Here is a 25,174-nt window from a genome sequence, read left to right as displayed (position 1 = left end):
AAGTCCTACACGGACACACACCTGCCACGGATCAGGACGACGCGACTGACGGCGGATGCGCCCCCGCCACGAGCTCGCGGCCCTCGAAGTGGCGAAAGCGTGTGCCCGTGTCTCTGCCCCACTCCCAGTTCGCCACCAAACCCACGCGGGTCAAGCGCAGGGCAGATTGCTCGGGGTAGACGTCCGAGAGCCGCCGGAACAACACGGGTTCGTCGTTGACGAAGGCCTGATACGTCTGGCCGTCGAAGGCCACCCGAAACTTGAAAGGCCGCCCCCAGGTGATGCGGCTTCCCACGTTCGTCCAGATGGCGTCGTAAAGATCTTCGTAGCCATCGAGGTGAAGGAACGACGAGACGGACGCACCACCGTAGTGGTCGTCGAGGTAAACGGAGACCGTGAGGTAGTTGCGATGGTCCTGCCAAAACGCAAAGCCCCCGCGGGTCTTCTCGCCCTCGTCACGGCCGGAGCCAGGCGCCAGGATCTCCACGGCGAGATCGGCACCGGGCACCCGCCACGGCACCGCGTAGATCATACGATCCGGACTCGGCCGAGTGGGCGAGGCATCGACCCGTGCACCGGCCCCGCCCTCGAGATGGATACGCCCCTGACCCAAGGTACGCCGCCAGCGCAGACCCTCGAGCGTTCGATGTCGTTCGAGCGGCCCGTGGCCCTCGAGCGCATCGCGCACATGGAGCGGCCCTCGTTCGCCGGTCGTGGCCACGGTGACAGGCCAGGGCAGGTGCGTCGCCGTTTCCAGGCGCAAGGCGCGGGCATGGACCTCGAAGCCGGCCACCACGAAGCCATGAGTGTGTGGGTGGGCCTCGAGGGACAAGGCGGCGGCCTCGGCCTGCGCGTCGTCCTCGAGGGTGCCCAGGACCGTTGCGTTCTCGACGAGGGTGATGCGGCGGCCGTCGTCCAGCATCTGAAGCCGCGACCACCGATCCCCCCCGGCGGGAGGGCGCGTGCCCTCGAGACGCGTCACCGCTCCGCCGCCCGGTACGCTTTGCTGCAAACGCCACCTCCGGGGTTCGCAGATGAGCGCGAACGACGAAGCGTGAACGCCTCGGAACGACACCCCCACGGCTCCCTGCGCATCGGCATCGGTTCGCAGCATGAACGACACGAGACCTGGCGCCCGGTCACACGCCGAACGCCAGGCGGAGGCGGCCTCCTGGGTTTTGACGGCCAAGCCCTCGGGGCCCCGCACGAAGCCGAGGGGGGCCTCCGAGAACAGCGCAGGCGGCGCAAGCGTTTCGGTCCGGCGGGCGGTGGTCTCCGCGCAGGAATCGGCCCACAGCGCCCCGCCCCACCAGGGCCGAAAGCGAGGGTCGTGAGCCACCTCGGCACCGAAGACACGAGTGTCCGCCCGAAAGCCGATCTGCCCAAGCACAGCCTGCGCCAGCACGGGATGAAGCGTGGGTGACGCGGGCAAGGGGCCAATGCCGAGCGGGCGAAGCCACGGCCACCCCGGCCCAAGCCCCCGCGCGCCCGTAAGGGATCCTGCGTAGTACACGCACGAGCCTTCGCGAAGCGCCACGACGAGCAGCAGCGGCAAGTTCTGAACCCCGGCCACCACCTGCGTTGGTGTTTCGGCGCCGAGATTGACGCACAAACCGCCGTTGTCGGGCCCGAGCGCCCGCATGACGAAGTGAGCCCCCAGCCGGGGATCGTTCACCACGTCGAAGGGATGCAGGCCCACGGCGAGGTTCTCATCGAGCACGCGCACGCTGCGGGTCCGTTCATCGGTGCGAAGCCACCACAGCATCTGGCGGGTGAGCCGAGGCGCCTTCGCGGGGTCCATGAACCTGCGCAGCCGCTGCAGCCGTGTGGCGAGATCGGGTTTTTCGTAGGGCCCCCGCAGCCAGCGGATCAAGCGCCGACCGAAGCGCTCCGACAAAGGCTCGGCTTGCGAGGTGTTGTGCCCATCGAGCACGGACACCGCGAACATGAGTCCCGGGGTCGCTGCGTGCGCCGGGTAGGCCAGACAGGACCGACCCCAGCCCGCGTCGATGAGAGGGGCGATCCGCAAAGCGCCTCCGTCGACCGAGAGGGTGCTCTCTCGATCCGCTCCGCTGCGCCGCTGGCCCCGCGTCGTGTGGCTGCCCACGACCCGACCGGAAGGCAAAGGCGTCTCGAACACGTCCCGCATGCGCACCTCGGGGCTTGCGTCGTCAATCACCGGGTCTGTCTTTCGTTCCGTCATGGGCGGGCTGCCACCCTCGAGCCTCGAGGCGTTTGCCGGTAAAGGCTCACGCCGCCGCGCCTGCCGCCGGGCGACGGGCCAGCGCGTCCATGACGACGCGACCGATCTCTGCCACCTTGGCGTCCCACGTCTCCTCCGTCATGGCCCGCGACCGCTCCTCGCGAAGCGCGGCTCCATCGGTCGCCAGGGCCGCCTCGCACGCCTGAAGGAACTCCTCTTTCGTGTGCGCGATGGCCGCCCACCGGCTGAAGGTGTGTACCTCGGGCAAGTCCGTCGACACCACGGGAAGCCCTGCGGACAGGTACTCGCGCAGCTTGATCGGGTTCACGTTGCGTGTGAGTTCGTTGATGGCGAAGGGGAGCAAACCCAGGGAGAAAGCCTTGCAGTAGGCCGGCAGCTCCTCGTAAGCCTTGCGCCCCAACAGCCGCACGTTCGGCAAGCGTTGCAGGCGGCTCGTGTCCACTTGGGCCTTGCCGATGATCGCCAAGGTCCAATCCGGGCGCTTCTGCGCGACGAAGGCAAGTAAGTCCTGGTCGATCCAATCGTGAATCAGGCCAAAGAACCCGAGAATGGGCGTTTTGACATCGCGCAGCTCTGCGGGGACCTCCGTCGCCGGCGCGAGGGCCTTCGCAAAGTGACCTTGGTCCACACCGTGAAGGGCCAAGTGCGTTTCGGGGTTCATCCCCCTCTTCGCCTCCCACAGACTGCGGGCCGTGGTGAAGACGACGTCGGCCTTAGCGCACAGCTCCCGCTCCATCTCGGCAAGACGGGCACCATCGAGGTAAGAGAACTGCGAAAACTCGTCGGTGCAATAGTAGACCACCGAGGACTCTCCCAGGCGACCCACGTGCCTGACGGCATTTGGCAGGAACGTCCACAGCTGAAACTCGTTCATGCCCAGCTTGTAGCGAAGCGCCTTCAGGGTCCCCCGCAGGATCTCGCGGTTGACGCGCGTGGCCCAGGGCGAATGAGGCAACGGCAAAACGATCGGTGTGTACACCCACAGGTTGGGTTCGACCTCGACCGGTCCCTGGGAAAAGCTCTTCAGCTTGCGGAGGATCTTCTGAACATCTCCCTTGTTCGCCAAGTTCGGGGTGCGCATGCCGATGCTGTTGAGCCACAGCACCTTGTTGTTCCGGGCCAACCCCTTCATCACGTGATTGTTGCTGGTCGGATCCTCCGTCCAGTCTTTCGCGAAACAGATGATGTTCTGACCGTGCATCATGGAAAACTTCCTTCGGGCCGCCTTGGGATGTCGCCAACGTCTCCGCGCGAGGGGGTGTTCAAAAGAACGGGCGAGACAATAGCCGTTTTACACCCTGCTCGAGTAAGCGCGAATAGCGAAGCCGCCTGCGCCCCCTCGGCAAGCGCTGCACCTTGGGGTCGCCTCCCATCGGGAACTGAGACAGCGGCCGCTGCGCCAGCTGGTTCATGGTCTGCACCTGGAAACGGTCTTCGTTTTCATGCAGGTAGCGCGCCAGGCGCCTGAGCCGCAGCACGTTCGGCCAGTTGGGGCGAGCCCGTCGGGTGACCACATCGTCGATGAAAAAGTACTCGAAAGGATGTGAGACGAAGGTCACAGCGGCAAATCCGAGACGGTGCGCCTCTTCGAGCGTCCAGCAGGCCTCCGCAAAAGAAATGGCCGAGATCTGCAGCAAGCGCGGCTGACCAGAGTTCTCTTCCATGTTGGTGATCGGCACCTCGAGAACCCCTTGCCCCGTGTTGAACGCATCGTTCGCATGCGGGTGCCCCTTGATGTGACAAGAACGATTGAGAAACGACAAGTTTTGGTTCGACGAAACCCGCAGGCCGCAGGCCGCCATGGCTTTCCAGGTATCGTTGTTCGCGCCGAAGTTCCCGGCGCGAAACGCCACGATCGACGACCGGGGAACGCCGCAAGCCTCGAACCAACCGATCCCGCGCTCGAGGAACGCCCGTTGTTCGGCCTCCGGGTACAGGCCGAGATCGTCGGCTGCGGGCTCACGCCCTTCCGAGACCCACAGGGGTCGCTCCAGGACGGGGTGAAGGTGAAGCTGCAGGTCGTGGCCACGCTCCCTGACGGCCCCACAGATCGTGGCAAGCCCCGCCTTTCCGAAGTGGGCCGCGCCCAGCGCTTCGACGAAGAACGTCCCCCGCAACCCCTCCCGCTCGAGAATGTCCATCACGAGCGGTACGCCGAGTGGCTCTGGCTGGTTGCTGAAGGAGCCCCACGCGCGCAGCTCGTAGTCCATCGCCGGCACGGTGCCGCGCGGGCCCCGCCGCTCCTCGGCGCACTCGACGTCGAAGGTCAAATAGACCCGGGTTGGCTCTCGGCTCACGAAGCTTCGCCGCCCGCGCCGTTCAACGCCACACCGGACCGTCGTCCGTGACGAGTTGTTCCTGCACGCCGACCGGCAGATCGGTGACGGCGGGATCTCCCGACGCGGAGAAGCCAAACTTGCCCCCCGCTGAGGTCATGCCCTTTTGAAACACCACCTTCGCCTGCCCGTTTTTGGGGTGTTTGAGCAACACCTCGTAGCCGTCCGGCGTCTCGGTCAGCTTGGCCACGACATCGTCGCCACCTTCGTCCTTGCCCTGCAGGACGTGCAACAGGAAGCCGGGATTTGCGCCCCGGGCGTCGACCTCCCAGCGGAACTGTCCAGCCTCCCCTTCATCGATCACGCGGCTCTCAGCGGTCTTTGGGAGCAGGGTCGTGGCACGAAAGATCTGCCCCCCCAGCTTCATCTCGGCCACGTTGCCCGCCACCGTGGGCTTCGCCTCGAAGTGTAGTAGGAAGGTCTTATTGACCTCCTCGGCGCTCTTGGGGGACGCCGTGGCCTTCATGCGGTCGAACACCACCAGGGTCTCGAGGGGCCGGATGAAGACGAACTCGCGAATCACCTGTTCGGCATGCGGGTTCAAGTCGCGTTCGGGGTGGTTGCTGTCAGCGAGGTAGACGGGGGTCAAGTCCACGGCCGCAAACGCATGCTCGGGCGTGCTTTCGAGACGCAGCACTTTGGGATCGCCCCTGTGATAGGCGTTGGCAAGGCCATAACCCTCGAACAGCAAGCCATTGTGAAGCACGGTCGCGGGACAACGGACCTCCTTTTGGCCCTTCCACCCCGGCATCGCGCAGCTGGCATCGTAGCCCGCCGTCTCCCGTGAGAGCCATCGCCCTTTGCGCCAGACCTGGAACGTGCCCGCGTCGAGGTGACGGTGGTCGGCGCCGATGGGCCACCCGAGCTGGAGGTTCAGGACCATGGCGTTCTTGTCCCATTTGTTCCGCAGATAGAAGAAGCCAATGCCTGGCGCGAAATAGTCGACCGGCATGTCGTCGAAGCTACGGGCAGGCACTGCCGGCATCACCGCTTCGATATAGTGCGGCATCGGCGGCTTCACGATGTCCAAGAAGCGCTGGGCATAACCGCCCACGGGCGTATCCCGCCATACATCCACCGCCGTTCCCATGAACGCCCCGGCGTAAATCGAAGAGGCAGAACTACCGTTCTTGAAACCGTCGTCGTCCGCATAAGGAAAAGTTTCGTAGCCGGTCTTTCCGCTCTTCGACGTCGTGAGATCGGGGCTGAGCGAGTGCGCCAGGTAGAACACCGAGGACTTGAACAGCGGCGTTTCTTCCCACATGTTGCGTCCCAGAAGCATCGCCGTGGTCAGGGGAACGGCGGCGTAAGCCAACATGTAACGACCGTACTGAGAGCCCTCGGCCGGCACGCCGCCCGCCCCCCCACCCGCACCGTAGGTCTTGAAGGCCTCCCATCGTTCGTTCATCGCGTGATTGAGCAACGCCGGCGCTTTGTCGTTTTCGTGCCAACTGGCAATCGCCCACTCGATGCCGTTGCGCAGGTAGCCCCAAAAGTAGTTGTTCGCGGGTCCGGGGGTGGCTGAGCTGCCCCAGTCCTTTCCGTTCAACGTCTCCACATACCCATTCCATCTTTCGATGAGCATGGCCCGCTCGGACTCGGTCATCTCATCGAAGCACCAGTCGAAGACCAGCAAGGCACGTTCTCCCGACCAGCGGGCGTCGTCGTTCACGCTGCGGCCCACGTCGAGCGTGAAGGTCTTGAGCCAATCGATCGCCTTGCGGGCAAGGGCGTTGTCCCCCGTCATGAGGTATTTGAAGGCCAGCTCGTCCTTTTCGTCGTCCTTCGGCTCGAAGGGGTTCTTCGCGTACCAGGCCTTGGCCTTGGCCAGGCGCTCGGGCGTGAACCACAACCGAGGGTGTTGCGTGGGAATCGACAGCGGTGCCGCTACATCCACCTGAGTCGTGGCCGTGGCCACATTGGATGACGCTGACCTGCCCTTGGCGTTCTGCGCGAACACGCGATAGCGATAGGTCGTGGCAGGGGCAAGCGATGGGTCTGAAAAGCTGGTGGCGTTCGCCGCAGCCGTACCCACGCTCGACCAATCCTCATTGCGCGCGGAAGCCCTCTCGACGACGAAGCCACTTTCATCGGTGGATGCATCCGTCCACGCCAGCTCGACGGCGGTTTTGGAGGCCCCGAGGGCGATGAGCCGAGAAGGCCGGTTCGGTGCGCCCGGATCCCCCGGCGGTTCCGGCATGAGCGGGCCGTCCGTGTCGGTATCCTTCTTCGCGTCGCCATCCGTGCGACAGCTCGCGCCTGCGCTCGCCAGCACGGCCACCGCAAGCCCGAACCTGAACAACCTCCCCACAACGAAAGACCTGGGTACGCGCATAGGCGAATAAGTTTGACGTTAATTCGGGCTCGGCGAAAGTCACAAAATGAGGGCATTCAGCGCGTCTCGCGCTCAGCTGAGGGCGGCCGCCTTCAAAACACTCAGCAGCTGTCGTGCGCTGTCCCGCCAATCGCCGGGAGCAAACGAGGCAATCTCCTGCGGATCGAGGGACGCCCCGGCGGAGGTCTCGCCCGCGCCGTAGAGAACGCGTTCGAGGGCGGACCGCAACGCGCCGGAGTCGTGCGGAGGAACAAGGCACCCGAGGCCCGGATGACGAACCAGATCGGGAATGCCCCCTACATGTGTGGCAACCACGGGCCGTCCCGAAGCCATGGCTTCGATGAGCACGTTGGGGGTGCCTTCGTTCCAGCTCGGTAGCGTCACGACATCTGCAGCGGCCATCCACGCCGCAACTTCGCGCGCCGGAAGCGGGCCGGGCAGGTACACGCGGCCCGGATGGCGGGTAGCTAAACGCTCTCCTTCTGCGCGCAACTCACCTCCCCCTACCAGGGTGAGGCGCAGATCGGGGCGCGCCCCAGCCAGTGACGCGAAGGCCTCGAACAGCTCGCGCACACCTTTGGTGACCTTGAGCGCCCCCACGTAAAGGACCAGTTTGCCCTCCACGGCTTGCGCGAGATCCCTGCGGGCCTGAACCTGCGGACGGGGAGCGAAGACAGACCGGTCCACGCCGTTGGGGACGAGGGCGATACGCGGGGAAGGCACGCCGAGCGCCTCGAGCTCGCGCACGAGGCCCTTGGACACGGCCACGACCCTCCGCGCCCGCGGGCAACGCCCTGGTGAGCACGGGGCGCACGGAACGCCGGTGCGCCAGATCGTTGATGTCGGTCCCGTGAACCTTGACGACGACGGGCCGCTTGGCCAAGGCGCCAAGGCCGAGGGCCGCCACGCCATCCGGGTAGGCCCAACACCCGAGGATGACATCGGCCCAGCGGGCGTGCGCCAGCGCACCCAGGGAGCGCTGCCCGAGCAAGCTCGCCATGTACAGCGCCGGAGCGGCGGCCAGCCCCACCTTCGGGATGTAAAGCGTGCGGGGATGCCATACCTCGAGCCCGTCAATGATCTCGCGGGCGGGCGGCGCGGCGGGTAGAGGCCGACCCGCCAGCTTCGCGAGCGCGCGGTTTGCCGGAAACCAGGGCAGCGTTCCCAACACCCTGACCTCTGCCAGCCCGCCCAATGCGGCAAGCTGCAAGCGGTTGAACGGCGCGAGCAGGGGCTCGACCGCATTCGGAAACAGTTTCGTGACTACCAAGACTCGCACGGCGCCCTCGTCCTCGGACCCGACCGCACGCTGCGCGTCGCCGCGCCTCAGGGCACCACGATGTTGTCGTTCGGCATGATGACGATGTTCATGTCGGGCGTGGTGCCCAGACGAAGCGTTTCGTAGTTGATCGGGATCTTACGATACTTTTTCGTACCGTAGTCGCGCAGGATCACGACCTCCTCGGACTGGGCGAACCGGTTCGGTCCTCCTGCCATGCTGAGAGCCTCGATCACCGTCAAGTAGGAGGGCGCCGTGTACTGACCCGGCTTTTCCACGTTGCCACTCACCGTAAACCGGTAGCTCCGGATCTCGATCACGCCGACCGTGACCTTCGCCGACTCACTCTTCACGTAGGCCGTCAACCGCGACTGAACCTCGTCGCGGATCTCGGACGGCGTACGCCCGGCCGCTACCACGTCACCCACCAGGGGCAAGGTGATCTTGCCGTCCGGCCGAACCGCGATGTCCACGCTCAGCTCTTGTTGGCCCCACACGTTCACGCGCAGCAGGTCCGCCGCGCCCACCACGAACTCCCGGCTTCGCGGGTCAGGTTCTTTCGCGTAGTTGTACGTGTATTGCTTGGCCGCACATGCCGAAATCGCGAGGCCGAGTAGACTCACGGCCAGACTCACGGGCAAAAGTCTCGAGCCCACGGCCGAGGCCAGGCCCCGCGAGGGAACACCGCATGTCGGGTGCTTCCGCATCTGCCCCCGCTTCGAACTTGCCTGAACGCCCCTGAACGAGGTTGTTTCCCGCCGCATCAAGGTACGATACGTCTGGTTTCTCATGTTCGCCATACCCGGCCTCGTTGGCATCCTCTTCCTGGTCTACATCCGGCCCCAGGAGTTCATTCCCATCCTCGGGCGGGTCCCCTGGATCTACATCGGCCTGCTCCTTGCAGCCATCGGCTGCGCACTGGACGTACGACGCGGGTTCGCGCGCCTGCAAAGCAACCCCCTCTTGCCCTGGGCCGGCGCCTATTTCGGGTGGGCCTTCGTCACGCTGGCTGTAAAGGCGCCCTGGGACATCCTCAGCGAGATGCTCGGCTCGATGGTCTCCCTGTGCCTCTTTTTGATGGTGGCTGGAAGCCTCCAGACCCTCCGCTCGCTCCGGATCATGGCCACCGTGCTCTTGTGCTTGAGCCTCTCCATCACCCTCGTGGGCGTGCACCAGGCCTTCGCTCCCCTCGGCTGCGTGAAGCAGAGCGACGATCCCACGTCGGATCAACTCGTACCCGATGGCCGCAGCTGCGAGGAAAGAGAGGATTGTTACGAAGGAAACCTCGAGGCAGGGGTCGAGTACCGCTGTGAGCACATCGGCCTCGCCGGCACGACCAGCGTACTTCACCGCGTTCGTTACCGCGGCATCATGCAAGATCCCAACGAGCTGGCCGTGATCGTGAGCATCGGCGTTCCCTTCGCCATCGCGCTCTTGGAGATGCGGAAGACCTTACCCCGTGCCCTGCTGGTCGCATTCTCGGTGGCGGCAACGGGGCTTTGCACCATCTTCACCCAATCGCGCAGCGGACAGCTGGCATTCATGGCCGTCCTGGGGGTGTACTTTTTGCGCCGCTGGAAGGCGCTCGGCCTTGTGCTCGCCGCCTTGGTGGCGGGGCCCGTCATGATGCTCGGGGGGCGTTCGGGAGACAGCGCCGACGAATCCACGATGAGTCGCTACGAGGCCTGGGACGTTGCGTTCGAGCTGGCGCGGCAGTCACCGATCTTTGGCATGGGAAAAGGCCAGTTCACGGAGTTTCACGAACGCACGGCACACAATTCCATGATGCTCGCGCTGGGCGAATTGGGGCTCGTGGGCCTGTTCTTCTGGAGCGCCGTGGTCTATTTCGCATTCAAGGTACCCATGACCCTGCTCTCCGGGCGCTCGAACGCGCCTCCCCTGGTCCGCCTGTGGGCCACGGCTCTGCTATCGGCCATGTGCGGGCTCATGGTATCTTCCATGTTCCTTTCGTTTTCGGATCACAATATTTTTTGGATCTACCTGGGGTTGGTGGGAGCCCTCTATGCGGGAGCGCGTGAGCTGATGCCAGACTTTCGCGTGGCCAGCACCGCCAAAGATCTCCTGGCGGTGGTGGCCATCGACGGGGTGTTGTTGGTGTTTCTCAAGGCGTACCTACGCACGAAAGTTTAAGCCATGCCCGGCCATCGGATTCTGCGCGAGGGTCAAGCGCCGTGAATTACAACACGCTCGGATTTTGGCTGTTCTTCCTGGCGGTTTTCGTTCCCTATTGGCGACTGTCGCACAGGGGACAAAACCGGCTCATGTTGGGGGCGAGCTATGTCTTCTACGGTTTTTGGGACTACCGGTTTCTGTTCCTCGTCCTGTTTTCGACCATCATCGATTTCGTCGGGGGGCTCGGGGTTGCCGGCGTGGCTCTGTCGCGCAGAGCGCTGCGACGCCTCGGCGCCCTGGTCATCGGCGCGGGGTTCCTCCTGTGTAGCGGCATCGACTACGAGCTCCTGAGACGCGGTCTGGAGACCCACAACGCGTCGGCCGTCAGGGCGGCCTTGCCGCAGAGCCTGGCGGATCTGTGGATCCCGTTTTCCCTCGTGGCGCTGAGCCTGGCCTACGGATTCGTGCTTCCCACGCTGATGCGTCTGCCGGAGGTCAGGCGTCGCAAGGTGTTCCTGGTGATCAGCATGATCGCCAACCTGGGCTTGCTGGGTTTCTTCAAGTACTTCGACTTTTTCGTGGGCAGCTTCGCCACCCTGCTCGACCGCATGGGGATGTCCACATCGCTCCACACACTCGGCATCCTGCTGCCTGCGGGGATCAGCTTCTACACCTTCCAGGCGATGAGCTACACCATCGACATCTACCGCGGGGACGCCCAACCCACCCGCGACTTCGGCGACTTCGCCCTCTTCGTCTGCTTCTTTCCTCACCTGATCGCGGGGCCCATCATGCGCGCCCACACCCTGTTGCCGCAGGTGGTGGAGCCTCGCACGGTGACACGGCAGATGATGCGAGAAGGAACCTGGCTCATCGCCGTGGGGTTGTTTCGGAAGGTGGTGATCGCAGACAACCTTGCGCAAGTGGCGAATGCCATCTTCTTCCCCTACGGCGCGGGCCAGGGCAGCGGCCTTCACGGGCCCGAGACCCTCGTGGGAATCTACGCGTTTGCGCTCCAGATCTACGGCGACTTTTCCGGCTATTCCTCGATGGCCCGCGGGATATCGAAGTTCTTTGGTTACGAGCTGGTCGTGAACTTCAACCAGCCCTACTTGGCCCAAAGCCCAAGTGACTTCTGGAAGCGGTGGCACATCAGCCTCTCAACCTGGCTGCGGGACTATCTGTACATCCCCCTGGGAGGAAATCGCGGCGGAAACAGAAAGCTGTACCGAAACCTCATGATCACGATGCTGCTCGGCGGACTGTGGCACGGCGCCAGCTGGACCTTCGTGGCCTGGGGTTTCTTCCATGGCATCGTCTTGTGCCTCTTCCGCGTGCTCCAGATTCCAGACACGGTACCCGAGGGCGCCTTCGGGGCGACCTGGCGCCGTCCTCTGCGCATCCTGGGTATGTTCCATCTCACCTGCGTCGGATGGTTGCTGTTCCGGGCCGACAACTTCCAGGCGGCTTACCACATGGCCGGCAGGGTCCTCACGGACTTCCACTACACGCCCTTTGTGGGGTCGGCGCTCGCTTTGATGGCGTTTTTGGCCTTTCCCCTCCTCTTCATCGAACGGCTCATCGAAGGTGAACGGCGTATCGAGAGAGTGGGGGCATGGCCCTGGACCGGGCGGGCGCTGGCGTACGTGTACGTGGTGGTCATGGTTCTGTTCTTCCACGCGGAGAAAGCCGTTGAGTTCATCTACTTCCAGTTCTAGCCAAAGGGACGCCACGGGTTCACGCTGGTACGCGGTGGGTACGCTCGTGGTCGCGCTGCTCGCCCTCGAGCTTGCGGCCCGCACGGTCCTGGTATCGGCCTCGAAGGATTTGCGCCGCTTTCGTGCCTACCCCGAACGCGCAGCCGCACTGGCCTCTTCACCGGCACCCCGGGTGGCCTTCGTGGGCAACTCGGCCACCGACGAGGGCGTCGACCTCGACGTGCTCGTGCCCGGTCTGACCGCCCTCGGTGTCAAGGTCTCCGCTGGAAAGTTCGTGGCAGACGCTTCGCGCGTGGACACCTGGCATTTCCTCTTGAAGGACACTTTCTACGACCGGGGCAACAGCATAGACACGGCCGTCATCACGTTCTACGAAGACGACCTCCTTGACGGGAACCGCATCGAGATCGGCCGCCTCGCGCATTTCTTCACGTCCGTTCCCGACTGGCCTTCGGTGTTCACCATCGACCTTCGAACCTTCGACGAGCGCTCCGAATTCGTGCTGTCGTCGTTATCGGCAGCCATTGCCGTACGTGGACGCCTCAAGGAGAGGGTTCTGGGCGCCTTCGTGCCCGGATACAAAGCTTTCCTCCGCGACGTGAACCAGGCCAATTTGCTTCAACAGCAGGCCCGCGAAGCGGCCCTCCCCCCACAGTCGACCGGCGCACATGACCCCGGAAGCCACCCCCTGTCGCCCGAAGCCCCGGCCCCAGGAGACGAGCGCGCCTCGCTCCGGAAGACCCGCGCCCTCGCGCGCCTGCTGGCAGTCGCGCGGGAGGAAGGCGTGAAACTGGTGTTCGTGGCGTACCCGGTCCCTGCGGCGTTCGAGGGCCCGCCGTACCCGCTTTACCCCGAAATGACGGCACTCTTGGCCGCCTCGGGCGCACGCCTCGTGGACGCGCGGGATCCGCGGGCCCTCGGGCTTACGCCCCGGCATTACGCCGACGATGTTCATCTCACGCCCGAAGGCGCCCGGGTTTACTCGAAGGCGTTGGCCGAGTGGCTGGCGCCCGTGTTGGCGTCCCCCTGAGGTGGGTCCGGCCGCAGAGGCTGCGCTTACCAGGTCACCCGCTGGCGCCCGCGCAGAAAACGGTAAAACCCCACCACGACGGCCATGTGAAGCACCACGAAGGTGCGGCACAGGGTACCCAGCTTGCCCGCACGGCGACCCGCGAGAGCGCCCACATAGAACGCGGATTGGCCCAAGAGCAGCGCCACGCCTGCCGCCTGCGACGAGACGAACCGAGGCTCCTCGGCGGGCGGCACGACGGACAACGCCACGCTGGCGAGAAGGAGACCGAAGAGCCCCACCGGACAAAGCAACCGCGCCAGCTTGTGTGACACCGTCTCGAACCAAGAGGGGTTCACGATGGGCACGAGCAGGCGTGGCAGCTTCGCAAAGAGCTGAAAATTACCAGCCAACGTGCGCACCTTGCGCGCGAATTCCCGGTCGTCCTCGAAGGCCTCGTCGTAAGCCAGGGCATCCTGGGCAAGGACCACGCGACGACCGGCGAGGCGCAAGCACATGGGCGTATACACGTCGTCGAGGATGAGGTCCGCTGGCAAGGCGGGCAGGTCGGCTTTGCGTACCGCCGCCACGGCCCCTGACACGCCGACCAGCGAGCGGAAACGAGCTTCGTTGGCTCGAATCCACTTTTCATAACGCCAGTACATACCGCTGCCCGCTGCGCCCCGGAGCTCGAGGTTGCCACTCACCATCCCCACATCCGGCGTCAGGAGGATCCGGACGAGCGCACGAAGCGCCGCCGGATGAAGAAGTTGGCGCACGTCTGTGAGGAAGAGCACCTCGCCGCGGGCCTCGGCCGCAAGGCGGTTCAACGCCGAAGGTTTGCCCGCTCGACCCTCACCTTGAAACAGGCGTACGCGCGGCTCCTTCCGTTCCCAGGCCGCAAGCGCCGCCGCCGTACCGTCCGAAGACCCGTCATCGAACACCAGCACCTCGAGCGCCTGCGCGGGCCAGTCCAGCCCCAAGAGGCTCTCGAGCTTCGCGTCGATGAACCCCTCGGCGTTGAACACCGGCAGGCATACGGAAACGAGAGGTGTCTCGCTTGATGCCGTCACCCGGGGCGCCGGCCACAGCCGCGCGGCCAGGGCGACGAGCAATGGATACCCCACGTAGGTGTAGACCAAGAGCCCCAGACACGCGAACGCCAGCCCGAGCACGCAAGCACCTCCCGACGTCAGGCAGCCGCCCTCACGCTCACGGGCACCAGGGAACCAGCCTCATTGACCACTCCCCCTGAGCATGACGAGAGGCGTCTTGAGCAAGATCTCGAGCTCGGTGCGCGCGAAACTCTTGAGGTCTTCGAGAGAGGCACAGTAGGCAAGATCGTAGAGCAACTTGACCCGCATGTCGTCGGCCAACGCGCCCTCGGCTTCGGGAATCCCAAAGGGGTTGGTCAGGTCCTTGAGGTAGGCGCCGATCTCGCTCTTCGGATCCGCCTCGCCGGTGTAGCCCAGACAGACCTGGGCCAACCCCGTAAGCCCTGGCTTGACCCCCCGGGTGCGCTCCTCGAAGTAAGGGATCGCCAGCGCCAATTGTTGCAAGATCTCGGGGCGCTCGGGGCGCGGCCCCACCATGCTCATGTCCCCTTTCCACACGTTCCACAGTTGTGGCAACTCGTCGATGCGGGTCTTGCGCAGAAAGCGGCCGACCCGGGTGACCCTCCTGTCCGCCTTGGCGGCCAGCTGAGCGCCGTTCTTTTCGGCGTCCAGCACCATGGTGCGAAACTTGAGGATCTCGAAGTCCTCGAACTCGAGGTCCTTGCCACCAGCACCTCCCCCCAGGAGGCGACGAACCCGGCGCTGCTTGTAAAACACCGGGCCAGGACTTTCGAGGTAGATGGCCCCTGCAATCAGGGGGTAAAATGGTACAGTAATGGCCAGTCCTGTCGCCGAACAGGCGATGTCGAACACGCGCTTAATCAGGCGGACTCCCAATCTCACGAATCACCACCCCTGCCGCAGCTTAACACACGCACGAGGAACCCACAGCGCTCGGCCCAGGTTCATGACGGAACCCAAAGTGTCACAAAAGACGCTGCCCATCCTGCTGGAGGTGCCGGCCACCCTTGCACACCGGTCGGTGGTGTTGCGAACCGTGTCCGCTGCCTGCAAGCTAGCCGTTGGTTCGGGCACCTCGAAACAGAATCTCGAAGACCTACGGATCGGAGTGGTCACGGCGGTCGGAGAGGCGTTCAACAACGTGGCGATTCACGGGTACGAGGGGCGAGATCCCGGGAGAATGTCGGTGTTGCTTTATTCGGTGGGGGATGTGTTGCACGTGGAGCTCAAGGACGATAGCCAGCCGTTCGATTTGCAGGCCATCAAGGACCCTACGCTCGAAGACCTTCCCGAATCGGGACTCGGGGTATATTTGATCCGCACCCTCATGGACCGCGTCGAGTACCTGGCAGGCCCCCCTAACACCTTGAAGTTGTCCAAGCGGATCGCTAGAGATATCGAAAAATGACGTTCACCATGTCCACCGAGGGTGACTCGGTCATCGTCCGCATTTCCGGAGAGCTGGACGCTCTCACGGTCGTGGACTTGCGGCCGACGATGGACCGCATCGTCCAGGAGGGCCACAAGAAGGTGTACGTGGATCTGTCGAGCCTCCGGCTCATCGACAGCTGCGGTGTGGGTGCCGTGGTGTCTTTGTTCAGGCGCGTTCGGGCGTACGGCGGCAAGGTCGAGGTCAAGGGCGTCAAGGATCAACCCCTGGCGATCTTGAAGCTTTTGAAGCTGGATCGCATCCTGATGGGCGCGTGACGCGCTCACGTAGGTAGGTTGTCCGGAGCGGGTGGGTGAAGGTGGTGAGGGGCGCGACATGAAGGGTGCCAACGGCGCAGGAATCTTCAATGAACTTCCCTTGGTGAAGAAGATCCGGGGCAAGCACCTCGAGCGCTGGCTGCCGGCTTACCTGCGGGCGCGAGGACGGCGCCTTCTTGCTCCCCTGGCGAACCGAGGTACGCCCGTGGCGGGCCCCCGCCACCTTGTCTTTGCGTTCTGCGACCATTACGAGCCGCGCTGGAAGTCGCCCGGCGCTGCGGTCGCCGACGCGCGCGTGGAGACGTGGCGTAGAGGCTACCCGGCCCTCTGCCAGGATTTCAGGGATGCCGACGGCCATGCCCCTCGGCATTCGTTTTTCTTTCCCACCGAAGAGTACGACGGGCGCCACCTCGACGTGCTCGCCGACCTTGCCCGCCAGGGGTTGGGCGAGGTGGAGGTTCACATCCACCACGATGGCGACACGGCCGCGAGCCTCAAGGCCAAGCTCGAAGAGGGCCTGGGGCGGTTCGCCTCACATGGGCATCTCAGCCGCACGCAGGACAAGGTCCGATACGCCTTCATCCACGGCAACTGGTGTCTAGCCAACGCGCGGGCGGACGGTCGTTGGTGCGGCGTGGACAACGAGCTCGAGGTGCTCTTCGAGACCGGGTGCTACGCCGACTACACCTTTCCCGCCGCCCCGGACGAAAGCCAGGCAGCCATCGTCAATCAGATTTACTGGCCAGTGGGTGACCTCAGTCGCAGACGTGCCTTCGACCGAGGGGAGGAAGCCAAGGTGGGGCGCTGGCACGACGATCGCTTGCTCATTGTCGAAGGCCCTTTGGCTCTCACGCTACGAAGTGTCCGCCGCCCCCTGCCTCGTATCGAAAACGCCAATGTGACGGCCCACGATCCCCCCACCCCGTGGCGCCTTCGTTCCTGGGTGAACCAAAACATCCACGTCGCGGGGCGCCCGGAATGGGTGTTCGTGAAGGTGCACACTCACGGCGCGCAAGAAGCGCAGGCAGGATGTTTGCTGGGCCCACCCGGCCGCGCCCTGCACGAAGAGCTGGCGCGCACGTACAACGACGGCGTGCACTGGAAGTTGCACTACGTCACCGCGCGCGAAATGTACAACATCGCCATGGCCGCCATGCAGGGGCAAGCCGGAGACCCGGGTCTGTTTCGAGACCTCATCATGCCTCCCCCGCCAGCAGCCGGCGCGGTTTGAGGGCAACGGGCCGCAGTCGCGGGTCAGCGCTCGAGGACCACCGTACCCAGCAGGCGGTGCGCGGGGATCTGCTCGAGCGCCTGCCGGAGGGCCCGTGCCCGGGTCCGACCTGCCGACGCCACCACGATGACCCCGTCGACGTTCTCGGCCAGCACCGCCGCATCGGGGCGCGCGGAGAGAGCCGGCCCGTCCACGACCACGAAGTCGAAGGCCCGCCGCAACAGCGCGAGGAGATGGGCGTAGTCCGAGGCCAAAGGCGCCGGCACGGCGGGCTCCCGGCAGGCCGTGAGCAGGTGCACGTCCGCATCGCCTTGTCTCACCACCTCCCACGGCGGCGCAACGTCGGCTCCGCGGCGCGCCTGCAAGGTCACGGTCCAGGTGGGCGGCTCTGGCACCTTGAACAACGTTGCCACCATCGGGGCGGCCGGATGGGCATCCACCAACACCACGCGGGCACGTCCCAGTTCCGACAGGGCCAACGCCAGGTTGGCCGCGGTGACGGACTTGCCTTCGCCCGGTCCGGTGCTGGTGACCAGGAAGGTACGTCGCTCGGGGGAATCGACCACCCGTTGCCGCAGGGCCCGGAATGAGCCCGCGGCCTGCGACTGTGGGGCCTCGGCCACCACGAGGCGTGGGTCGGTGGTCGCGGGGGCTGGCATGACCACGACCTCAACGTCCGTGGCGCCGTGAGCGCTCGCCCCTTGCATGGCCTCCGCCAAGTTCTTGGGGCTCCTTGCTTCAGCCACGAGTTCCTCCCTTCGGAATGACCGCCAAAACCGAGGCTCCCGCAAGCCACTCGACATCGCGGCGATCCCGGACCTTGTCGCTGATTAACGCGCGCAAAAACGCCACAAAGGCTCCTAGCACCACGCTGGCGCCTATCCCCGCCATGGCCACCCTGAGGCCGCGATTGACCTCCGGGGCTGCCGGACGGTAGGCCGGGTCCAGGATGGTGAGGAGGCCAATCCCCTCACCGGTCTGCATCTTTTCCAACATCTCGGCTTGGAACTGCTGCTCTTCCAGGCGACTCAAGCGCTCACGCACGTCTTCGGTGATGTGGCGCAGGCTCTGGTACTGCACCTGCAAAGGGGCCAACTCTTTGTTGCGACGGCCGCGCGCGTTCCCGCGCCCCCCCGTGCGGGCCGAGGCCAGCTTGCTCTCGAGGGTATCGATCTGTTTTGCCAAGCGCTCACTTTCCGCGTTGGGCGACGTCGCCGCCGTCAGCGCAGCCTTTCGCGAAGCGCTCTCGGCCGCCATCGACCGCTTGTAGGCGTCTTCTGCCCGGTCGAGCCTTTGGCGAGCCAAGATCACGTCGGGGTGAGCCTCGGTCAGCAGGTCACGCTTTTCGGACAGCTCGAGCCGCGCCCGCGACAGCTCCATTTCGGCCCGCTGCCGCGCGGCCGAGGCGGCCGAGTCGGAGTCGAGTCCGCCGAGTCCCGAGCTCCGGTCTTGAGCCTGGCGCAGCCGCTCGAGTTCCTGCTCGAGCGCGCGGGTGCCATCATCCGTGGTAACGAGTTCGATCTCCGGCTGGAGCGCGACCTCGGGATGCTCACGCAGGAAGGCTTGCAGTTCGTCTTCACGGTTCTTGACCTCGGCCTGCAGACGTTTTTTCTCACCCTGCAGGAAGATGCGGTTCCGCTGGGCTTCGAGGCCTCGCAGCCGCCCATCGTCTTCGATGAGGCCATCGGCCAGGTCGCGCGTGGCCTGCTGGGCCTGCTCGGGTGTGTTGGCCAACACAGAAATCGAGAACGTGGCTCCGGGGTGGGCTCGAAAGACGGTCTTTTTCCGCATCTCTTCCACGCGTTCCTGCCCGGTGCGTAGATGGGTGAAGAGCCGAGCGTCTTCGAGAACCTTGGACAGCCGTTCGCTGGCCATCAACATGTCCTTCAGGCGCCCTCCGGCCTGACGAGCGTCGGGTGCCCCGGGGTATTGCTGCATGAGCAAGATGGCTTCCGACCTGTAAACGGGGGGCGTGTATCGTCCGGCCACGACGGCGGCCGCTGAGCCCAACGCGGCCACCACCAGGATCCAGGGCCAGAAGTGCCGCACGGCTCTGAAAAGAAAAAAGGAGGCGGGGATCGAAGCCGGCATGAAGACCCTTTCAGACGAAGCCAAGGCGGGACCGAATATACATCACTGCATGCGGCGTCGCGGGCCCTCGGCCCCGCGAATGGCCCCCAGCGAAGAAAGCCCGAGCCGGGACAAATCGTCTGCGTCTTCGATACGGCTGGAAAAGGCGCCCACGAGAAGCCATGCGATGGGCAGCAGAGACGCAAAGCCGATGCCAGCCACGGTCAGGAACGTGCGCTGCCGAGAGACCGGGCGCTCGACCCGCACTTCACCCCGCGTCAGGGACACCAACGGCATTTCCGCTTGGGCCCGAAAGCGCATGAACGCTTCTTCCTCTTCAGACTTGGCGCGCGCGGCGCGGTGGCGCTCGACGGACAGGGCAACTCCCACGAACTCCGCAAGTTTACTCGGCCTTTCGATGAGAGAGAGCTGCGTGGTCACCCGGGCGCGGGCGCGCGTGAGCTCTTCCTCAGCACGGCTCGAGGCCTCCCGGGCCGCAAAGGCATGCGCCCGTGAGCTTTCGCTTTCGGCCAGCATCGCCTTTTCCACGAGCAGGTCCGCCAGGGCATCCGTCACCCGCAACGCGGATTCTGCGCTTCCCGCCCGGAAGCTGACCTGGACGAACGCCGCACGCCGGCGCTCCTTGGCGGAGAACAACGACAGGATCTGGTCGTGAACCACCTCGAGGGTGAGGTCTTCGCGAATGCCCGTCGCAACCTCGTGCGGATCCAGGTCACGAGGCGGAGGACCATCGAGAAGCCGCTCGACAAACATTTCGGTGAGATGTGTGGCCGAAAACGCCACGTCGTGAACGTAGCTTTCGAGTTCCTGGCGCGACAACCGCCGGTTCGATGAGCCCTCCGACCACTGCTCCTCGATGCGCACCATCACCCGCCCCACGGGCAGGGGCGAACGGCGCGCGCTCTGGAGGCCCACCACACCTGCGCCGAACAGCGCACACAGCAGCACCAAAAACGGACGCCGCCGGCCCGCGCGCCACAGGGCCTGAAGCTCATCGCGCAAGGTGCCCAGATCCGGTTCTCGGAGAGGCAAGGTCGGTAGCTGGTAAGCCACGGCAGAGAGTATCCCGCAAAAATCCCTCGCTGTCCGGCAGACGACGGGAGCGACCTACAGGGATTTGCCAAACGGCAGCCCCTGCCGCATGAAATGGCAGGTGATGACAACAGGGGCCCCCGAGGTGAGTGTGGTGATACCGGCGTACGACCCGAACCCGCGGTTCCTGACCGAGGCGCTGGCGTCGTTGGTGGCGCAAACGGAGACACGCTGGGAAGCGGTGGTGGTGGACGATGGCTCGAAGAGTCCCTTCGACGAGACGCTTCGGCCCTTTGCCGATCACCCGGTGCGCCTGATGAAGCAGGCCAACGGAGGACCCGCGCGCGCCCGCAACGCGGGCATTCGCTCCACGCAGGCACCGTTCGTGGCCTTCCTCGACGCCGATGACGTCTGGGAACCCACGAAGCTCGCCCAGCAGTTGCGGGTGATGGCCGAGCGCCCCGCGGTGGGCTTGGTCTATGGCCCCGTTCTCAAGATCGACGAGACCGGGGACGTGGTGGGGCGCAGCCGCTTTCCCGGGGTCTCCGGGCAGGCGTTTCATCGGCTCTTCTGGCGTAACGTGATCCCCACCTCGTCGGTGCTCGTGCGGAGGGCCTGCTTGCAGGAGGTCGGGAGCTTCGACGAAGACCCCGCCCTCTTTGCCGTCGAGGACTACGACCTGTGGCTGCGGGTGGCCGCGCGTTACGAAATCCACGCGCTGGAAACGCCGGAGATCCGCTACCGAACCCACGCCTCGGGGATCAGCCGGAACGTCGGCCGATCGTACAGCGGTGAAAAGCGCGTTTTGGAGCTCGCCCGGCAACGTTTTTGCAGCCAGCACCCCGCCATTGAAGCGGAGTGGACGGACCGCTTGGCCCAGGTTTACCTCGATTGGGCCGAAGAGTTGATTCACCTCGGTCGCACGACTGAAGCAAGAGGCCCTCTTCTTGCGTGCGTGAAACTGAAACCTGCGCACCGAAAGGCGTGGATGTACTTGGTGGCGAGTGCGCTTGGCGCAAACACTTTGGCGCGGCTCAAGCAGCTGCGGGCGAGGCTACGGTGATGCGCGTCCTGCAGGTGATGAACACACTCGAGATCGGTGGGGCCGAGGCCTTGGTCCTCAACCTCGCGCGGCGCATCGACACACGCCGCTTCGCACTCGAGATTGCCAGTCTGACGACTGATGGCACTTTGGGCCCAGAGTTCCGGGCGTTGGGCCTTCCGACCCACGTGCTCGACCGTCGCGCCGGCCGCGACCCGCTCTTGCCGGTCCGGCTGGCCGCTCTGGTGCGCCGCCGTCGCATCGACGTGATTCATTCCCACAACGTCGGGCCCTGGCTCTATGGCGGCCTTGCGGCAGCCGTGGCCCGACGCCCCCTGGTGCACACGGAACACAGCAACCTGTTCCCTCACCAAAAAGGCCTCAAGCTGGCCGAACGCGCCCTGTCTTTGCCGTGGCTCACGCACACCGTGGTGGCCGATGCCGAACGCGTGAAGCGCAAACTGGTGGCCCAGGGGATCGATTCCTCCCGCGTGCGGACCATCATGAACGGCATCGACACGAACGCCTTCACGCCTGGCTCGGATCGCCGGGGACCACGGGAGCGCTTGGGGCTCGAGCCCCAAGACCTGGTGGTGGGCACGGTGGGGCGTTTGGTACCTGTCAAAGATCAGGCCTGCTTGCTCGAGGCTTTTGCACGCACGGAGGTGCCCCATGCCCGCCTCGTGCTCGTGGGTGATGGACCTCTGCGGCGCGAACTGGAAGACAAGGCGCAGCACCTGGGCATCGGCGCGCGCGTGGTGTTCGCCGGAGGGCGGCGCGACGTGGCCGACCTGCTGCCGGCCTTCGATGTGTTCGTGCTGAGCTCGAAAAGCGAAGGTCTCCCGCTCACCGTGCTCGAAGCGATGGCCTCCGGGCTCCCGGTGGTGGCCACGGATGTGGGAGCGCTCGCCGAAGCCGTCATCCCGGGTCGAACGGGTCGCTTGGTCCCCCCGGAAAACCCCGCGGCCCTCGCCGAGGCGCTTACGGCCTTGCTAAAGGACCGGGAAATGAGAGAAGGTATGGCCGCTGCGGGTCTTGCCAGAGCCCGCGCGCACTTTGACTTGGGTTTCATGACGCGCGAGTACCAGTCTCTTTACGAAGCGGCGGTAGCCTCCTGAGGGCCACACAACGCACCGCACATGCGGCGGTCTGTCACCAAGCTTTTTCGCGTAATGTATCCTTCGTTACTACACATTCACAAAAATAGCATTATCCTGAGCCGGCGACGGAAACATGCCGGGGCTGATCATCTACACAAACGACGACACGAGGGCGGTTCTCCTCCAGGAGCGCGCCACGATCGGGCGTGCGCCCGAAAGCGATTTCGCTTTGCCGGACCCGATCCTCTCGCGCTGTCACGCCGAAATCGAGCGCCGGGCCGACGGCTATTACATCGTCGACCGGGGCAGCCGGAACGGCACGTTCGTCAACGACACACCCGTGCTGGGTGCGCGCCGCTTGCAGGACGGTGACGTGCTGCGGGCGGGCGAGAGCCGCCTCACCTTCGTGGACGCACTGCCCGACTCAGAGACCGCGGGATTTCTCTCACAGCCCACGTCCGAAGGGCAACGCGGGCTCACCCTGGCCCGCGAGATCACGAACCCCGGGCTTGGCTTGCTCGAGGGTGCCGCCGGGGCCGGCCTGGAACGGCTGGGCAGGGCTGCGCGCGCACTCGCAAGCTGCGAGAGCCTCGCCGAGGTGCTCGAGCGCGGCAGCCACCTCTTCGCTGACCTGGCGCGGGCCGATGCCGCGGGCATTGCCTTGCTCGAAGGGCGCCCCCCGACAGTCATCGCGAGAGCCAGCGTAAACCGCGGCGAAGGCTCTTCGCACGTGGTTCCTCCCGTTGAGCTCATCCACCAGGTCATCGCCGCCGACGGCGCCGTGGTGGCCCGGCTCGTGGAAACAGACAGCGGGCCCGCCTCCGCCGTTTGTATTCCTCTGCGCAGTGGGGGTGAGCGCATGCTGGGGTTCGCCTATGCCGCCCGCTCGCTGGGCGCGCTCGGTCCTTACGGGTACGCCGACGAGAGCGTGCTGGGGCTATGGGCACACCTCCTTGCGGCCCAGATCGAAGCGGCGCGGGCGCGCGAAGTCGATGTGGCGCATCGGCGTCTGCGTTCGGACCTGGGATTGGCCGCCTTGGTGCAACAGAGGCTGATGCCCGCCAGCGCCCCCCAGATCCCGGGCTACGACGTGGCGGGGCAGTGCCTACCCAGCCTGAGCGTGGGCGGCGACTACTTCGACCTCTCGACGGACCCCGACGCCGTTCGGTTGGCCGTGGGGGACGTGAGCGGCAAGGGCGCCGGAGCCGCGATGTTGATGATGGCCCTGCGGGCCGCCGTGCGAACGCACTGGCAGGAAGATTCTTTGGGCAGCGCAGCTGCGGCCATCAATCAAAGCTTTCTCGAGAACCTCCCAGACGATCGCTACGCCACGGCCGTGCTGGCACGCCTGACGCCCCCTACCGGGCGCCTCACGTACGTGAACGCCGGCCACATCCCGCCCTGGCTCGTGCGCGCCAGCGGGCGCATCGAGCGCCTCACCTCGGGCGGAACGGGGCTCGGCATGTTGGAGAACTCCCTCTACGACTCCTCAATCGTGCGCCTTCACCCAGGCGATACGCTGGTGTCCTGCACGGATGGCGTGGTGGAGGCCTTCGGGCGAGAGGGCGATCGCGTGATGGAGGAGTCCCTCCTGCGGAGCGCCCCCAGCCTGAGCGCCGAGACACTGCTTGCCCGTTTGCTCGAAGCGTCTGCACCCCGCGGGGGACTGGAAGGCGACGATCGCACGGTGCTCGTGCTCAAGCGGTGCTGAAGGCGTCGGCGACCGCAGCTTCGCGTCTTCGAGGACCGCGCTAGACTGATCCCTCATGCACAGGGGTACCAAGGCCACGCGATCCCAGAGGGTGTCGATCGTGTCGTGCCTGGCGGTGAGGGTGGTTTGGGGGCATGCACTTGGGGTTGCGTGCGAGGGGCGCGCCCAGGCGCAAGACGAAGCCACCGCCCCGGCTGCCGCGGATGCGAGCACCGAGCGCGACGGAGATGCGGCCCTCGCTCGGGCAAACGCGGCGCTCGAAAAGCGTCGCTTCGTGCAGGCGCGACAGGAAGCGCTCACGGCGCGCAACCTGTACAGGGAAGCCAGAACCCTGACCAAAGAAACCGAAGCGCTCGTCCTGCTGGGCCAGATAGAAACCGAGGCCAACAACCCCCGGCTTGCGATCCATTACATCACACAGGCTCGCAACATCCTCGAGCGCAACCAGACCGGGCGGGCGGCGCCTCCGCACCTCCGCGGGGCCTCGTCCGACGGGCCGGCACACGAGGCTCCGCCTGTCCCGAACGAAAGCGAGACGCGAGCGAACCCCAGCGCCCTTGCCGGAGCAGCCGGCAAGCCCGCGGAGAGTAGGCCCACGCCCCCGCCCGACGCAGGCGCCCCGTTGCGACCGTCGAACGCCGCGCCGGAGGCGGAGCCGACCCGCCGGAAAGATCGTCCCGGGCGCCCAAAACCTGACGCGGGCGTTCGAGATCCCCTTGCTCAAGGAGTCCCTGACGCCAGCGCACCGCCGCCGGGCGAGGTCCGCCCCGCGGTGAGCCGGCTCGCAGGCAGCGCCCCATTCATTGCGCCTACCGATGCAGGCCCCCGTAGCGAAACACAGCCCCCCACCCCCTTTCGCCCCGCGCCCCCGCGCCTCGCCGCGGCGAAGGCTTCCTCGTTATACGGGTCGGCGCTTCAGGCCACCGACCCGGGGCCGGCGACCCACGAGTCGCTCCCGCCGCACCCCGCGGACCCCGCCGAGGGCCAGTCCACGTCCAAACCGGTCCTGCGAGCGGTCGTGTCGGAGACCGCCGTCCTGCCCACGTCGCGTTCACGCACGGTGTGGGTCGCCGGGGGCCTCCTGCTCGTGGCGGGCGGCGCGGGCGCCGCGTTCGCTTGGCAGCGCCGAAAGCGTCCCTGAGATCGGCGC

22 protein-coding genes are annotated in these 25,174 nt (G+C 65.6%); 11 read left to right on the top strand and 11 right to left on the bottom strand.

All coding sequences use genetic code 11. The features are described from left to right. Window positions 1-31: 31 nt before the first annotated feature. The 5 genes from KA712_09870 to KA712_09850 all read right to left on the bottom strand — a co-directional run bounded on the left by KA712_09870 (window position 32) and on the right by KA712_09850 (window position 7,657). Window positions 32-2,203, bottom strand: coding sequence for a hypothetical protein (locus KA712_09870; protein MCG5053253.1), 2,172 nt, complete (start codon window positions 2,201-2,203; stop codon window positions 32-34). Between the two features lie 46 nt (window positions 2,204-2,249). Beyond that, the gene (locus tag KA712_09865) at window positions 2,250-3,428 is read right to left on the bottom strand and encodes a glycosyltransferase (GenBank protein MCG5053252.1); all 1,179 of its coding nucleotides are present in this window, start codon (window positions 3,426-3,428) and stop codon (window positions 2,250-2,252) included. Between the two features lie 58 nt (window positions 3,429-3,486). Further along, window positions 3,487-4,521: a hypothetical protein gene (locus KA712_09860; protein ID MCG5053251.1), complete on the bottom strand. Its 1,035-nt coding sequence runs from the start codon at window positions 4,519-4,521 to the stop codon at window positions 3,487-3,489. A 22-nt stretch (window positions 4,522-4,543) separates the two neighbouring features. Then, a complete protein-coding gene (locus tag KA712_09855; protein ID MCG5053250.1) occupies window positions 4,544-6,871 on the bottom strand; it encodes a fibronectin type III domain-containing protein in 2,328 nt (775 codons plus the stop codon). A 96-nt stretch (window positions 6,872-6,967) separates the two neighbouring features. Continuing rightward, entirely contained in the window at window positions 6,968-7,657 is a 690-nt protein-coding gene (locus tag KA712_09850) for a glycosyltransferase (protein ID MCG5053249.1), read from the bottom strand. An 88-nt stretch (window positions 7,658-7,745) separates the two neighbouring features. On the opposite strand from KA712_09850, the gene KA712_09845 reads away from it, so the two are divergent. Then, entirely contained in the window at window positions 7,746-8,003 is a 258-nt protein-coding gene (locus KA712_09845; GenBank protein MCG5053248.1) for a hypothetical protein, read from the top strand. Window positions 8,004-8,221: 218 nt separating this feature from the next. Here the strand turns inward: KA712_09845 and KA712_09840 are convergent, their stop codons facing one another. Continuing rightward, on the bottom strand, window positions 8,222-8,881 hold the full coding sequence (locus KA712_09840; GenBank protein ID MCG5053247.1) for a polysaccharide biosynthesis/export family protein: 660 nt from the start codon (window positions 8,879-8,881) through the stop codon (window positions 8,222-8,224). Between the two features lie 82 nt (window positions 8,882-8,963). On the opposite strand from KA712_09840, the gene KA712_09835 reads away from it, so the two are divergent. Genes KA712_09835 through KA712_09825 form a run of 3 tightly spaced genes read left to right on the top strand, consistent with a single transcriptional unit; the run spans window position 8,964 to window position 13,055 of the window. Beyond that, window positions 8,964-10,325, top strand: a complete 1,362-nt coding sequence (locus KA712_09835) for an O-antigen ligase family protein (GenBank protein ID MCG5053246.1) — start codon at window positions 8,964-8,966, stop codon at window positions 10,323-10,325. A 41-nt stretch (window positions 10,326-10,366) separates the two neighbouring features. Next, a complete protein-coding gene (locus KA712_09830) occupies window positions 10,367-12,025 on the top strand; it encodes an MBOAT family protein (GenBank protein ID MCG5053245.1) in 1,659 nt (552 codons plus the stop codon). 34 nt (window positions 12,026-12,059) lie between these two features. Next, window positions 12,060-13,055, top strand: a complete 996-nt coding sequence (locus KA712_09825) for a hypothetical protein (protein MCG5053244.1) — start codon at window positions 12,060-12,062, stop codon at window positions 13,053-13,055. Window positions 13,056-13,081: 26 nt separating this feature from the next. On the opposite strand, the gene KA712_09820 is transcribed toward KA712_09825, so the two are convergent. Continuing rightward, window positions 13,082-14,209, bottom strand: a complete 1,128-nt coding sequence (locus tag KA712_09820; GenBank protein MCG5053243.1) for a glycosyltransferase family 2 protein — start codon at window positions 14,207-14,209, stop codon at window positions 13,082-13,084. Window positions 14,210-14,269: 60 nt separating this feature from the next. Then, window positions 14,270-14,992, bottom strand: coding sequence for a sugar transferase (locus KA712_09815; GenBank protein MCG5053242.1), 723 nt, complete (start codon window positions 14,990-14,992; stop codon window positions 14,270-14,272). Window positions 14,993-15,056: 64 nt separating this feature from the next. Between KA712_09815 and KA712_09810 the strand changes: the two genes are divergently transcribed. From KA712_09810 to KA712_09800, 3 genes are read left to right on the top strand one after another with little or no spacing between them, the layout of a single operon-like run. Further along, window positions 15,057-15,518: an ATP-binding protein gene (locus KA712_09810; protein ID MCG5053241.1), complete on the top strand. Its 462-nt coding sequence runs from the start codon at window positions 15,057-15,059 to the stop codon at window positions 15,516-15,518. An 8-nt stretch (window positions 15,519-15,526) separates the two neighbouring features. Continuing rightward, complete coding sequence (locus tag KA712_09805) at window positions 15,527-15,817, top strand: STAS domain-containing protein (GenBank protein MCG5053240.1); 291 nt, start codon at window positions 15,527-15,529, stop codon at window positions 15,815-15,817. A gap of 58 nt (window positions 15,818-15,875) precedes the next feature. Next, the gene (locus KA712_09800) at window positions 15,876-17,048 is read left to right on the top strand and encodes a hypothetical protein (GenBank protein ID MCG5053239.1); all 1,173 of its coding nucleotides are present in this window, start codon (window positions 15,876-15,878) and stop codon (window positions 17,046-17,048) included. A 23-nt stretch (window positions 17,049-17,071) separates the two neighbouring features. Here KA712_09800 and KA712_09795 read toward each other — a convergent pair whose 3' ends face one another. Genes KA712_09795 through KA712_09785 form a run of 3 tightly spaced genes read right to left on the bottom strand, consistent with a single transcriptional unit; the run spans window position 17,072 to window position 20,192 of the window. After that, window positions 17,072-17,794 (bottom strand): CpsD/CapB family tyrosine-protein kinase, encoded by a 723-nt coding sequence (locus KA712_09795; protein MCG5053238.1) that lies wholly within the window; start codon window positions 17,792-17,794, stop codon window positions 17,072-17,074. Next, complete coding sequence (locus KA712_09790) at window positions 17,787-19,139, bottom strand: hypothetical protein (GenBank protein ID MCG5053237.1); 1,353 nt, start codon at window positions 19,137-19,139, stop codon at window positions 17,787-17,789. The genes KA712_09795 and KA712_09790 overlap by 8 nt, the downstream gene beginning before the upstream one ends. Window positions 19,140-19,181: 42 nt before the next feature. Continuing rightward, on the bottom strand, window positions 19,182-20,192 hold the full coding sequence (locus KA712_09785) for a hypothetical protein (GenBank protein ID MCG5053236.1): 1,011 nt from the start codon (window positions 20,190-20,192) through the stop codon (window positions 19,182-19,184). A 103-nt stretch (window positions 20,193-20,295) separates the two neighbouring features. Here KA712_09785 and KA712_09780 point away from each other — a divergent pair, with 103 nt between their 5' ends. The 4 genes from KA712_09780 to KA712_09765 all read left to right on the top strand — a co-directional run bounded on the left by KA712_09780 (window position 20,296) and on the right by KA712_09765 (window position 25,165). Continuing rightward, on the top strand, window positions 20,296-21,234 hold the full coding sequence (locus KA712_09780) for a glycosyltransferase family 2 protein (protein MCG5053235.1): 939 nt from the start codon (window positions 20,296-20,298) through the stop codon (window positions 21,232-21,234). Then, the gene (gene pelF / locus KA712_09775) at window positions 21,234-22,331 is read left to right on the top strand and encodes a GT4 family glycosyltransferase PelF (GenBank protein ID MCG5053234.1); all 1,098 of its coding nucleotides are present in this window, start codon (window positions 21,234-21,236) and stop codon (window positions 22,329-22,331) included. Before KA712_09780 ends, pelF begins: the two co-directional genes overlap by 1 nt. 115 nt (window positions 22,332-22,446) lie before the next feature. Continuing rightward, entirely contained in the window at window positions 22,447-24,024 is a 1,578-nt protein-coding gene (locus KA712_09770; GenBank protein MCG5053233.1) for a SpoIIE family protein phosphatase, read from the top strand. 55 nt (window positions 24,025-24,079) lie between these two features. Then, on the top strand, window positions 24,080-25,165 hold the full coding sequence (locus KA712_09765; GenBank protein ID MCG5053232.1) for a hypothetical protein: 1,086 nt from the start codon (window positions 24,080-24,082) through the stop codon (window positions 25,163-25,165). Window positions 25,166-25,174 lie beyond the last annotated feature (9 nt).

This window comes from Myxococcales bacterium (assembly GCA_022184915.1).
GTDB lineage: Bacteria > Myxococcota_A > Polyangia > Fen-1088 > Fen-1088 > JAGTJU01.
The sequence above is the reverse complement of the archived record's forward strand: the minus strand, read 5'-3'. Positions and strand labels throughout refer to the sequence as shown.